Source organism: Candidatus Margulisiibacteriota bacterium (assembly GCA_031268855.1).
GTDB lineage: Bacteria > Margulisbacteria > Termititenacia > Termititenacales > Termititenacaceae > Termititenax.
This window is the reverse complement of the sequence record JAIRWS010000099.1, coordinates 1-11,270: the sequence shown is the minus strand read 5'-3', so window position 1 is coordinate 11,270 and position 11,270 is coordinate 1. Positions and strand designations below refer to the sequence as shown.

General features: G+C 47.8%; 15 protein-coding genes and 1 tRNA gene. 3 read left to right on the top strand and 13 right to left on the bottom strand.

The window, feature by feature from the left end:
• The 4 genes from LBJ25_06025 to LBJ25_06010 all read right to left on the bottom strand — a co-directional run.
• Positions 1-341: 4Fe-4S binding protein (locus LBJ25_06025; protein MDR1453512.1), on the bottom strand; the 341-nt coding region annotated here is incomplete at its 3' end.
• A gap of 221 nt (positions 342-562) precedes the next feature.
• On the bottom strand, positions 563-988 hold the full coding sequence (locus LBJ25_06020) for a nuclear transport factor 2 family protein (protein MDR1453511.1): 426 nt from the start codon (positions 986-988) through the stop codon (positions 563-565).
• A gap of 154 nt (positions 989-1,142) precedes the next feature.
• Positions 1,143-1,994, bottom strand: a complete 852-nt coding sequence (locus LBJ25_06015; GenBank protein MDR1453510.1) for an SDR family oxidoreductase — start codon at positions 1,992-1,994, stop codon at positions 1,143-1,145.
• A gap of 107 nt (positions 1,995-2,101) precedes the next feature.
• Positions 2,102-2,461: a helix-turn-helix domain-containing protein gene (locus LBJ25_06010; protein ID MDR1453509.1), complete on the bottom strand. Its 360-nt coding sequence runs from the start codon at positions 2,459-2,461 to the stop codon at positions 2,102-2,104.
• 131 nt (positions 2,462-2,592) lie between these two features.
• On the opposite strand from LBJ25_06010, the gene LBJ25_06005 reads away from it, so the two are divergent.
• Positions 2,593-2,868: a hypothetical protein gene (locus LBJ25_06005; GenBank protein MDR1453508.1), complete on the top strand. Its 276-nt coding sequence runs from the start codon at positions 2,593-2,595 to the stop codon at positions 2,866-2,868.
• Between the two features lie 248 nt (positions 2,869-3,116).
• The gene (gene thrC, locus LBJ25_06000) at positions 3,117-4,172 is read left to right on the top strand and encodes a threonine synthase (protein MDR1453507.1); all 1,056 of its coding nucleotides are present in this window, start codon (positions 3,117-3,119) and stop codon (positions 4,170-4,172) included.
• 179 nt (positions 4,173-4,351) lie between these two features.
• On the opposite strand, the gene LBJ25_05995 is transcribed toward thrC, so the two are convergent.
• From LBJ25_05995 to rho, 8 genes are all read right to left on the bottom strand, one after another.
• Positions 4,352-5,005, bottom strand: coding sequence for a hypothetical protein (locus tag LBJ25_05995; GenBank protein ID MDR1453506.1), 654 nt, complete (start codon positions 5,003-5,005; stop codon positions 4,352-4,354).
• A gap of 121 nt (positions 5,006-5,126) precedes the next feature.
• Positions 5,127-5,450 carry a methylated-DNA--[protein]-cysteine S-methyltransferase gene (locus LBJ25_05990; GenBank protein MDR1453505.1) on the bottom strand — a complete coding sequence of 108 codons (324 nt, stop codon included), beginning with the start codon at positions 5,448-5,450 and terminating at the stop codon, positions 5,127-5,129.
• A complete protein-coding gene (locus tag LBJ25_05985) occupies positions 5,437-5,610 on the bottom strand; it encodes a hypothetical protein (protein MDR1453504.1) in 174 nt (57 codons plus the stop codon). The genes LBJ25_05990 and LBJ25_05985 overlap by 14 nt, the downstream gene beginning before the upstream one ends.
• A 33-nt stretch (positions 5,611-5,643) precedes the next feature.
• Entirely contained in the window at positions 5,644-6,360 is a 717-nt protein-coding gene (locus tag LBJ25_05980; protein ID MDR1453503.1) for a Fic family protein, read from the bottom strand.
• Between the two features lie 217 nt (positions 6,361-6,577).
• Positions 6,578-6,649, bottom strand: a tRNA-Gln gene (locus LBJ25_05975).
• An 11-nt stretch (positions 6,650-6,660) separates the two neighbouring features.
• Positions 6,661-7,515, bottom strand: a complete 855-nt coding sequence (gene tsf, locus LBJ25_05970; GenBank protein MDR1453502.1) for a translation elongation factor Ts — start codon at positions 7,513-7,515, stop codon at positions 6,661-6,663.
• Between the two features lie 17 nt (positions 7,516-7,532).
• Positions 7,533-8,345: a 30S ribosomal protein S2 gene (gene rpsB / locus LBJ25_05965; protein ID MDR1453501.1), complete on the bottom strand. Its 813-nt coding sequence runs from the start codon at positions 8,343-8,345 to the stop codon at positions 7,533-7,535.
• A gap of 287 nt (positions 8,346-8,632) precedes the next feature.
• The gene (gene rho / locus LBJ25_05960; protein ID MDR1453500.1) at positions 8,633-10,009 is read right to left on the bottom strand and encodes a transcription termination factor Rho; all 1,377 of its coding nucleotides are present in this window, start codon (positions 10,007-10,009) and stop codon (positions 8,633-8,635) included.
• A gap of 112 nt (positions 10,010-10,121) precedes the next feature.
• Between rho and LBJ25_05955 the strand changes: the two genes are divergently transcribed.
• Entirely contained in the window at positions 10,122-10,310 is a 189-nt protein-coding gene (locus tag LBJ25_05955) for a hypothetical protein (GenBank protein ID MDR1453499.1), read from the top strand.
• 57 nt (positions 10,311-10,367) lie between these two features.
• On the opposite strand, the gene LBJ25_05950 is transcribed toward LBJ25_05955, so the two are convergent.
• Entirely contained in the window at positions 10,368-11,252 is an 885-nt protein-coding gene (locus tag LBJ25_05950; protein ID MDR1453498.1) for a hypothetical protein, read from the bottom strand.
• Positions 11,253-11,270: the final 18 nt, after the last annotated feature.

Sequence of the window (11,270 nt, the reverse complement as noted above, 5' to 3'; positions counted from 1 at the left end):
GCGTTTGCGGTATCTGAAAGGAGTTCATCAATAAGGACAGGAGAAACATCCTCTTGCGCGAACTGTCTTACGCTCCGGCGGGCGCGGACAAATGTTTTCATTTGTTCTTTTGAAGGCAGAGACTTTTCGTTAATCCGGATACTGTTTTCCGGCTTAAATCCCAGAATAGAAATAGCGCCCGTCGGGCATACCGCCAGACAGTGTTGACATTGCAAACAATTGTCATTTAAAAGTTTTGGAATATGCGTATCAAACTTTATAATATTACGAGGGCAATCCGAAACACATGCCTTGCATCCCGTACATTTTTTAGAATCTACCATAAAATTCAAATTCATCATTATTCTCCTTTGTGTTTATTCATAAAGCCATATAAGAAATAAATATTTTGTGTCAATAATATTTATTCGGTTTTTACAAAATAATTTAGCGCCCCATTGAGCATAATATTCCGGCTGTTTACGACGTTTTGACGGCCCTGTTATACGCCGTTGCCCCTTACGCCATCATTTTTTTAAACTTCGTCTTTTAAAAAGTTGTTAAAAAAACAAAATCAAAAAAATTATTCTGTTACAATTTTTCCATCCCATTCCGATCCTTTCGGCACAGATGTATGTTCATGGATAACTTTCCATTCCCCGTTTCTTTTTTCAAAACAATCAGTTTGCCGGACCAGAAGGGGTTCATTTACAGCGCCGTCTTTACTTACCGTGTTGAACCGTTGAACCATAAAAACACACGCCATATTGCCATTAACAACAGTTTCCATTTCCAGAATGTCAATCTTAAAGGATTTTAATCCGCTGAATGCTTTATCAAAAAATTGTAATGCGGGTTTAATTCCTTTTGACGCAAACGCTGGAATGTCAAACCAGATTGTATCTTCAGCCCAATGTTTTGTGCTTTGGGCCCCCGTCATTGATTCTGCCATTTCTTTGATTATTGCGATAACAGCCTCTTTGTCCTTTTCCAGTGTGCTTGAATCCATACAGTTCATCCTTTTGGGCACATAATGTTTACAGTATTCCATTTATTTTGTCAATATTTTTTAAAAAAATTGGGGCAATGGCGTATAACGTTCCAGCTGTTTACGACGCTTTGCCAGCCCGACACAGGCAGAGCCTTCGCCGGGCTGGGAGTCTTTAAGAAATATCCTTAAAATCAGTAGAATAAGCCAATCCTTTTTGCGTATCCAACTCTTTCAGCCTTAACGTTAACGCCGCTTTTATTTCCTCATAGGAATCACTACCCAATACCAGTCTTAATGGGGCATTTCCCCCATCAACACATTGAATAATTGCTTTCGCCATTTTCTGTGGGTCGCCGATAATCATATTCAAATCCTTTTCATCACGAATTTTCTGATAGAGTCTTTTAAAATCTCTCGCAGGCTGGTCGTCGTATATACTCAATTCCTGCCCGAACACGCCGTTATTGGCAAAAAATCCAGTACGAATTCCGCCGGGTTCTACCAGCGTGAGTTTTATATTAAATGGAGCGGCTTCTTTCGCCAATGTTTCAAAAGCTCCCTCAACCGCCCATTTAGAAGCGCTGTATAATCCCTGACCCGGATTGGAGAGATGTCCTACCATACTGGAGATTTGAACAATATATCCTTTACCCCGCGATCTGAAATACGGCATAAAGGCTCGTGCAACCCGCAATGACCCGAAAAAATTGGTTTGAAACAAATGCTCAATTTGTTCATCGTTCGCTTCTTCCACGGCTCCGAACAATCCATATCCGGCATTGTTTACCAATATATCAATGGTTCCGAGATCTTCTAACGCCCTGTTCACTATCTGCCCAATAGAATGTGGATCGATTAAATCAAGAGTTGCCTGCCATAAACTGGAATCATATTTTTTCTTTAATTTATCGAGTGATTGCGGTTTGCGTACTGTAGCAGCAACACGATCGCCTCTCTCAAGTAATATCTCAATCATTGGATATGCCAATCCGCTATTTGCTCCTGTAATGAACCAGGTTTTCATAAAAGTCCTCCCTTTCACAAAAAATAAAGATACCGTGAAATATGTAAACCGTTATTTACTTTATCCATTTCAATGCCTGTCCCTTTCTAAGTTTTGATTAGTTTTGATTAGGCTTTCAGATTCCTCGCCATAGCCTTGAGCATAGACACGGCGGTTTTCTGCGCCGGACGGCTTAATTTCTTGAACGAATTTACCAGCTGGTATTCCAGCGGATTGCCAGAATGTCTGATCACTGGCCGCGCCGCTTTACCAATATCCACAAACCACCAGTTCATATCTACGCCGTATAATTTATTGACGCGCAACAAAGTGGGCAGCATCGGCAATCTCTGTCCTTTCAAAAGACGGTAATACTGACTAAAATCCATACCCAATTCATAAGCGGTTGCTTCGATCGTTTTGCCGCTGTATTTCAGGAGAAAAGCCAATTTCTGGCTGATGATTTTTTTGAGAACATTTATGTCCATCTAGCAAATTCCTTTTTTGGGGCTACTTGACAAGAGATTAACCTCTTACTATAATTGTTTGTATGGCTACCGAGTCAGATTAAATTATTATGACTTAGTAGACATAATAATACAGCAAAGGAGTTAGTCCTATGACCATAGCTAAAGGCAAACCAATGGTTGCCGACGATATACTCAATCTGGCTTTTTTCCCGAAAGGCACAATATTAATCTACACATCTGACGCCTGGAATAATTCGCCAACCGTAACTTTTAAAGACATCTGGAAAATTTGCGATGGCAATAACGGCACGCCCGATTTAACAAATAAATTTAAACAACAGCACGGCGACGGCTGCCGGCAGCGAACATGGACATACTATAGCCGGATCCACAGCGCCGGACGGCATACATACGCACACAGCTGACAGCGGAAGCGCGACCGACCAAAGCGGCGGCGGACAGGCGTTCAGCGTGGTGCCCAGTTACTATACGGTGATATATATAATGAAAGTGGCTTAAATTTGGTCTATTAACCCGTGGCAGCTTAGATTAATTTTTAGCCCACAGGTCGTTAATGATATGCCAATATGCCTGTCCCTTTCTAAAAACCAAAAACCGTCCCAAATCTTTATTTTATTGTTATAATATTTTGCCAAATCTAAGGAGCATTTCTATGTGGACCGGTTTAATGGATAAATACAGGGATTACTTGCCTGTCACCAATAAAACGCCGAATATCACGCTGCACGAAGGTAATACGCCGCTCATTAAACTGCATAACTTTGTGCGGGAAGAGCCCGGCCTGGACATCAATGTCTATGTCAAATTTGAGGGCTTAAATCCCACCGGCTCTTTCAAAGACCGCGGCATGTTTCTGGCCATCAGCAAAGCCGCGGAAACCGGCGCGCAGGCGGTGATCTGCGCCTCGACCGGCAACACGTCGGCTTCCGCGGCGGCTTACGCGGCGCGCGCCGGCCTGAAATGTTTTGTGCTCATACCCGACGGCAATATCGCGCTGGGCAAACTGGCGCAGGCTATGATCCAGGGCGCGCAAGTCATCGCCATCGATGGCAATTTTGACGCCGCGCTCGACGCGGTAAAAACTATCAGCGAAAAATATCCGGTCACGCTGGTCAATTCGCTCAATCCTTACCGCATCGAAGGTCAGAAAACCGGCGCCTTTGAAATAGCCGAACAGCTTGGCCGCGCGCCGGACTATCATTGTCTGCCGGTCGGCAATGCCGGCAATATCACCGCCTACTGGAAAGGCTACAAAGAATGGCAGGCCGCGGGGCAGATAAAAACTTTGCCAAAAATGCTGGGTTTTCAAGCCGCTGGCGCCGCGCCGATAGTCGACGGCCACCCCATCAAAGATCCGCGCACTATCGCCACGGCGATCAAAATCGGCAATCCCGCTTCGTGGAAACAAGCCGAGGCCGCGCGCGATGAATCGCACGGAGCCATAGAAAAAGTCAGCGACGCAGAGATCACAGCCGCGCAGATCAAACTGGCCGCGCGCGAAGGCATTTTCTGCGAACCCGCATCCGCGGCTTCACTTGCCGGACTGCTCAAGAAAGCCCGGGAAGGAATTTTTCAAAAAGGCGACACGGCGGTCTGCATCCTGACGGGACACGGATTAAAAGATCCGGACCGCGCCATTGCCATAGCGCCGCCAGTCAGCAAAGCTCCGGCGGATATTTCCGCTATAACCAAAATTCTCGGCCTGTAAAAAACTGGATCGTCTTTCTGAAAATAGACCAATGCCATAAGGGGGAGGGATTTTGGCATTGGTCTATCGCTTAAAACTGTAAGCGGTTTTTCGGGGGAGGAAAGATTCCGCTTACATCAGGATATCGCAAGCTACCGGAAAATGTTTCACTAAAATACATCGATTTTTTCTGTTCAGTCTTATGGCAAATCTGCGGCAAGTATCAGCAAATCATCCTTATGATGGCGAACTGGCAGGAATATGTCAAAACACAAATTCACAAACCGGATCTGGATTTCCGGGACAATTTTTTTGCCCCAAAATTTACGGCGATACAGGCAGGCTCGTCCGCTGGCCTGATCAAACTCCAGTAGCCAATTTGGCTGACCGCTGGTTGTCCAAACACCGCTGCTCAATTTGCGAAAATCCAGCTGTCTTGATTTCCCATCCTTGTCAAACTCCACTTGCAATCTGCTGGTTTGCGCGAGAATATCCTGATGGGATTTGACAGAAACAATAATTTTTTTTCCGGCCAGTCCGTATATCTGGACAACTCTCTTATTCTCGGAAACTAAGCCTAACAGGGCATAATTAGTGGCACGCAAAATCAGCAGCCCTTTGCAAGATGTCTGCGCCGCAAAATCCAGCAAGACCGCAAGGGTTTCCCTGCCGAAACCCTTATTTCTGAATTGTTTTTCAATATTAATTTTGGCCAGGACCAAAACAGCATCCGCATCGGCCAATAAAATTTCACCGACATTTTTGTCAGCCTGCTTGATTAAATAATGTTCTCTTTGGACGAACACCGTGCGAGGCTGCTTATGCAACTCCAGCAGTTTGGTTTTTTTTGACATTATTACGGAAGGAAAATAAATTGCTCGTGCATTCAATCCGGCTAAAAATTTAGAATACAACAACATAATCTACGGGAAATTCTAACCGCAACTCGTAAATTAGAGAACGCGGAGCGCCTGCTTAAAGTTTTGCGGAAAACGCGCCGTTTTCCTGCGCGAGCAGAGAGCGTTTTCTCTTTACGCCGCCCGCTCCCGAATAACCGCCCAAACCTCCGTCGCTGCGGACAACGCGGTGGCAGGGAATAATTACTGGCAGCGGGTTGGCGCCGCAGGCATTCGCCGCGGCCCGCGCGGAGCGCGGGCGGCCTGCGCGCCGCGCCAACTCCGCGTAGGTGATAGTTTGTCCTTTGGGAATTTTCCGCAATTCTTGCCAGACGCGGATTTGAAAATCCGTGCCGGATATTTCATAGGCCTTGCCATTTTGGGTAAATTTAAGTGTTTTCATTTTGCTCCTCCGCGGTAATGTTTTTTGTTTCCAGCTTGCTGCGGCGGCGGTCGTATTTGACCAGGCTCTTATGCGCTCCACAGCCGATTTTGCCAGTGGTGATATGCCGCAATAAAATCTCGTCGCGGGCCTGGGGTTTACGGGGCTTTATTTTTTCCACAGCGCAAGTATATCAGAAAAAGGCCCGCTTCGTTTAAGCCTGCTCGAAATACTCCACTAATTTTTTATATGTGTCCTGCGCCGCGCGGCAGGTATCCATTAAATATCCCTGTGTATCCGTAAATTCTTTTAACCCCCTGTAATAAAATAATTTCTTTTCATCCTCAATAATAAACGGCAGAATATTGTTTTTTAGACATTCTTTGAACATTATCAAGCGCCCAACTCTGCCATTGCCGTCCTGAAAGGGGTGAATTCTCTCAAATTTGTAGTGAAAAGTTATTATATCCTCTAAAGTTAGCTGTTTTTCTTGATTATATTTTTTCAATAAATCAGCCATATCGTCCGGCGCTTGTTTGGGCGGAGCGGTCTCTACACCACCCACAATATTCGGTTGGGTTTTATAATCGCCAACCTTAAACCAGTCTTTTTTGGCATCGGAAGTACCGCTTTTCAGGATACGGTGAAATTCTTTAATAAGATCTTCCGCTAAATCTTTGTCCGCGATATCAAGCATATAATCAAAACAAGCAAAATGATTAACCGTTTCTAAAATATCATCGACATTCGCCGTACCGCCATTTTCAACATTCAGCGTATTGGTCTCGAAAATATAGCGCGTTTGTTCTTCTGACAAACGGCTGCCTTCGATACGGTTAGAATTATAACAAAGCTTGATCTGCGTCTGATGGTACAAACCGCCTTTGAGTTTCATTTGTTTTTCTTCGCGGAGTTTGTTCAGTAAATTCATGCTTTAATTATAACACTCCTCCGGATCTGCGCTCGTGACCGCCAGGGTAGATTGGTTCCCCGAGTCGAACTTCACAAGCGCGATAGCGCGACGTGAAGAGAGACCCACAAGCGCGGCGACGTGACAAGGACGACTTCGCGCTACGCGCTTGTAGTCCATCATTGTTGAAAACACCACTTTTCGCCCGAGTAACATTTCGGTTGATATTAACGTTAAGTTCCCCGACAAGGACTCGAACCTCGATTAACAGAGCCAGAATCTGTTGTCCTGCCAATTAGACGATCGGGGAAGGTGTGAAAATTAAGCGCCCAGCTCAAAACGGGTGAAGCGCGCTATCGACACTCCTTCTGGCAAAATAGTTTTTATTGTTTTATCCGGATCGCGGATATAACCCTGCTCCAGCAGACAAACATCCTGATAAAATTTATTAACCTTACCGTCAATTATTTTCTCGATAATATTGGCCGGCTTTTTGGCGTTTTTTTCGTCCTGCAATATTTGCGTTTTGTAAATCTCACGCTCGCTGGCCAACTGCTCGGCCGGCACATCGGCGCGCTGCAAATACTGCGGCGCGGGATTAGCCGCCGCGATATGCATGGCGATATTTTTGGCCAGTTCGCTGTCCGCCCGCGCGCCAGCCAGCTCGACCAGCACGCCGATGCGTCCGTTGTGCACGTAACTTTCCAGCACATTGCCGGCCGGCACGCCGTACAAAGCAAAACGCCGCGCCACGATATTTTCGCCAATTACCGCGATGGCGTCAGTGATCAATTCATTGATCTTTTTGGACTCGTCGCCCAGAAAAGGCTGGTTTTCCAGTTCGGCAATATCTTGAGGCTGTTTGGCCAGCACCTGATCGAGCAGCTGATTGAGCAAAGCGCGGAATTTTGCGTTGCGCGCCACAAAATCTGTCTCGCTGTTCAGCTCCAGCAAAGCGGCCAGCGTGCGCTCGTCGTTGAATTTCACGTCGATCAGGCCTTCCGAAGCCGCGCGGTCTGAGCGTTTGGCGGCGGTGGCCAGGCCTTTTTCCCGCAGCCATTTGACAGCCGTCTCAAAATCACCATTGGTTTCCTGCAAAGCTTTTTTGCAGTCCATCATACCCGCAAAAGTTTTTTCGCGCAGTTCTTTTACCACAGCGGCGGATATTTCAGCCATTTTTGCTTCTCCTTAAATTAGGGTTTCTCAATAACTTCCGTTGCCAGAATTTCTTCTTCTTTTTCGATCGCGGCCACAGCCTCCAGCGCGTCGTCCGGCGACACATAAGCGCTTTCCTCGTAAACACCGCCGTTTTTCTCGATGAAAATCTTGGTGCCTTCGTTGCAGGCATTGGCGACAGTCTGCGCGATCAGCTTGACCGCGCGGATCGCGTCGTCATTGCCCGGGATCGGCACATCGACTAGCTGCGGATTGGAATTGGTGTCCACGATAGCCACGATCTTGATGCCCAAACGCCGCGCCTCATGCACCGCGATATTTTCCTTCACCGTGTCCACCACAAAAATCGCATCCGGCAGTTTGCTCATTTCCAAAATTCCGCCCAGATTGGTTTCCAGTTTGGTCATTTCTTTGGTCAGCTTAGAAACTTCTTTGGCCGGCAGTTTGGCAAAAATACCTCTCTCTTTCTGCTCCAGCAGTTTTTTATACTTGCGCACAGACTTGCGGATCGTCGCCAGATTGGTCAGCGCGCCGCCCAGCCAGCGATTGGTGACATATGGCATTTTGCAGCGCAGAGCCTCATCACGCACCGCGTCCTGCGCCTGCTTTTTGGTGCCGACAAACAAAACCTTGCCGCCGTCGGATACCAGATCGCGGACAAAATTGTACGCGGCCTCCAGCCTCTCCAGCGACTGCTTCAAGTCGATCACGTGAATGTCGTTGCGCGCCGTATAAATGAACGGCTTCATGCGCGGGTCCCAGCGTTTAGTCTGATGACCAAAATGCACACCCGCTTCCAGTAAATGGCGCATGCTTACATCAAATGCCATATTGAACTCCTTCATTTTGCCGAAAAAAAGAATTTTTCGGCGGTTTATTCTTCTCGCTTTGCTTTTTAAACCTGTCTTTCCACCCGGAACGGGCAACCGCAAGACAGCAGCAAAACGATGTTTATTCCTTTAAATTCAGCGGAACTTAAAGGGGCTGCATTATAACACAGGCCAAAATTTTCGCAACTTATTCGCTTGCTCTCAAATCCGCACAGCGTAAATATCCACCTCGCCGCCGTGCCCGGAACAGGCTCTGCCGCAGCCGACGATCAGGATATCCATAATTCCTAGCCAAAAATACCTGAATTAAGGAATTCGTGATTACTTTTGGTTTTCTTGAGCAGGTTGACCAGCTCCTCGGTGGCATTCTCGGAATTAATGCTCTTGCGCAGCATGATCGTTTTCTTTAAAACATCCTCGGCCAGCAGCAGCTCTTCTTTGCGCGTACCGGAGCTGACCACATCGATGGCCGGATAGACGCGGCGGTTGGCCAGCTTGCGGTCAAGATGCAGCTCCATATTGCCCGTGCCTTTGAATTCCTCATAGATCACATCATCCATGCGGCTGCCCGTGTCGACCAGAGCCGTGGCGATAATCGTTAGCGAACCGCCGCCCTCGATATTGCGCGCCGCGCCGAAAAATCTCTTGGGCTTGTGCAGCGAAGCCGGATCCAGACCGCCGGACAAAGTGCGGCCGGACGGCGCCACCACGATATTGTGCGCACGCGCCAGACGGGTGATGCTATCCAGCAAAATCACCACATCGCGGCCATGCTCGACCAAACGCTTGGCAGACTCCAGCAGTAATTCCGAAACCTTAACATGCTGTTCCGGCGGCTCGTCAAAAGTCGAAGCCACCACCTCGCCTTTAACAAAACGGCGCATGTCGGTGACTTCCTCGGGACGCTCATCGACCAGCAGCACCTTGATCACCACTTCGGGGTGATTGAGCTCAATGCTCTTGGCAATGTCTTTAAGTATCGTCGTCTTGCCGGCTTTAGGCGGAGACACGATCATCGCGCGCTGGCCAAAACCGATCGGCGCGACCATGTCGATCAAACGCGTCGTGATATTGTGCTGACTGGACTCCAGGCTCATTTTTTGATCCGGGAAAATCGGCACCAGATTGCTGAAAAAAGTGCGCTTGCGCGCGCCTTCCGGCGTCAGATCGTTTATCCTGTCCACCCGCGCCAGCGAAAAATATTTCTCGCCTTCTTTGGGCTTGCGCGCCAGACCGTGCACGCGGTCGCCGGTCAGCAGTGAAAACCGGCGGATCTGCGCCGAGGACACATAAATATCTTCGCTCGACGGCAGATAATTATTGACGCGCAAAAAACCATAGCCATCGGGCAGACGTTCCAGCACGCCCTCGCAGGCTACCGCGCCCTCATCGCCAGTCTTGAGCTGCATGATCTTGTAGATCAGATCGCTCTTTTCCAGCGTGGTCATTTCCTCGATCTTCAATTCTTTGGCGATCGCGTAAAGCTCGGAAATTTTCAGGCGCTGCAACGCCGGAATATCCAGCGAAGCGATCAGCTTTTCGTTGCTCCTGTCGCCGTTTCTCTCGGCCGGTCTCTCGTTGCTTTTTTCCGGCTTAGGGGGTTCTTCCTTTATTTCTTTTTCTGGCACAGGACTGTCCTGTTCTTTGAGGGGCTTGCCTACCATAATTTCTCCTTCAAGTGAAATTTTTAAAAAGACCTAAAATTAGCTGAAATATATTCGGAGTATAACACGGGCTGGCAAAACACGCAACTGGTGTGATATAATTAGCTCGCTTATGTTAATAGAAGAAACCGAGTACATGGGCAAGCCAATGCTTAGCCTCAAAAACGATGAGAACGATCGTTTTCCTTTTTCTTTTGGCCTGGCCAAAGCCAAAAAAGCGCTGGGAGCGATCGAGGAGATCAAGAAATTCGTCGAAAAACATGACCCGAACTTAACAAGCGTAGCGAAGTTACAAAACTAAAGAGGCCTGAGTTCTTTTCACAGCTCACACAGGCGGCATTTTCACAAGGCGTTTTTGTCAAACCACTTTCATTATATAAATTACCGTATAATAATTCGGCACCGTCCCTATCGTAATCTGACTCGGCGTCGCGCTACCACCGCCTGTAACGCTGCCTTGAGGCGTCATGGAAAACTCCAGACCTGGCTCATCAAACCACTTATTAAAACCAACAACATAACCATTTTTCACGCTGCCTTCTCTAAAAACACCCGAAGGAGCCCGTCCATAAGCGCCTTGATCTCGATAATGCAAGCTGCCATAACAAGGAAGACGGCCGGTCGCTGTAACACCGCTAAATGTATGATTATGAGCGGGCAGATTGTTTGTGCCGATTCCAAAACTTTGGCTGTCCGCGCCGCCGATCGGGTTATCGCTCGCTGTGCCGCCGCGCAAAAACCGGCCGGTTAAATTCGGCGTGCCGCCTGTGCCGTCGCAGACATGCCATTTACTTTGGAACGCCGCGCCGGCGTTTATCCAGCTGCTGGCGTTCATCGCCAGTATTGTGCCTTTCGGCAAAATATCCGCGGCCTGCGCGGCTTTATAGACCTGCGCCTCGGTGGCAAATTTTGTGCCGTCATTGGCGGCGTCAGTTATTTTAGCCACGCCTAATTTTGGCTCGGCCGCCAGATCAGCCGCGCCGAAAGTCTTAACGCCGGTTATCGTTTCATTCCCGGCTTTGTGCACCGCGCCGCTGTCTTTTTCATTCAGGCTGTCGTAGACCGCTTTGGCTGAAGGATACTCCGTTGAACTGCTACTTAAAGTATCTTTTTTATTCACCACATTTTCCTTGGTATGCAAAGCCGCGCGCATACCCTCAGCCGAAAGCTTTTTGCCTTCGTCGATATTATAATTTTCCCCTTTGAAATCCGTATCCGTTGTGTCGGTGTAATTATTTGCCATAAAAATCCCCCTTTTTTT

Excerpts from the sequence above, each read along its gene's own strand:
- thrC (MDR1453507.1), top strand. The coding sequence starts at position 3,117 with ATGTGGACCGGTTTAATGGATAAATACAGGGATTACTTGCCTGTCACC.
- LBJ25_05995 (MDR1453506.1), bottom strand. The coding sequence starts at position 5,005 with ATGTCAAAAAAAACCAAACTGCTGGAGTTGCATAAGCAGCCTCGCACG.
- LBJ25_06020 (MDR1453511.1), bottom strand. The coding sequence starts at position 988 with ATGGATTCAAGCACACTGGAAAAGGACAAAGAGGCTGTTATCGCAATA.
- LBJ25_05980 (MDR1453503.1), bottom strand. The coding sequence starts at position 6,360 with ATGAATTTACTGAACAAACTCCGCGAAGAAAAACAAATGAAACTCAAA.
- LBJ25_05955 (MDR1453499.1), top strand. The coding sequence starts at position 10,122 with ATGTTAATAGAAGAAACCGAGTACATGGGCAAGCCAATGCTTAGCCTC.
- tsf (MDR1453502.1), bottom strand. The coding sequence starts at position 7,515 with ATGGCTGAAATATCCGCCGCTGTGGTAAAAGAACTGCGCGAAAAAACT.
- rho (MDR1453500.1), bottom strand. The coding sequence starts at position 10,009 with ATGGTAGGCAAGCCCCTCAAAGAACAGGACAGTCCTGTGCCAGAAAAA.
- LBJ25_05990 (MDR1453505.1), bottom strand. The coding sequence starts at position 5,450 with ATGAAAACACTTAAATTTACCCAAAATGGCAAGGCCTATGAAATATCC.
- LBJ25_06005 (MDR1453508.1), top strand. The coding sequence starts at position 2,593 with ATGACCATAGCTAAAGGCAAACCAATGGTTGCCGACGATATACTCAAT.
- rpsB (MDR1453501.1), bottom strand. The coding sequence starts at position 8,345 with ATGGCATTTGATGTAAGCATGCGCCATTTACTGGAAGCGGGTGTGCAT.
- LBJ25_05950 (MDR1453498.1), bottom strand. The coding sequence starts at position 11,252 with ATGGCAAATAATTACACCGACACAACGGATACGGATTTCAAAGGGGAA.
- LBJ25_06015 (MDR1453510.1), bottom strand. The coding sequence starts at position 1,994 with ATGAAAACCTGGTTCATTACAGGAGCAAATAGCGGATTGGCATATCCA.
- LBJ25_06010 (MDR1453509.1), bottom strand. The coding sequence starts at position 2,461 with ATGGACATAAATGTTCTCAAAAAAATCATCAGCCAGAAATTGGCTTTT.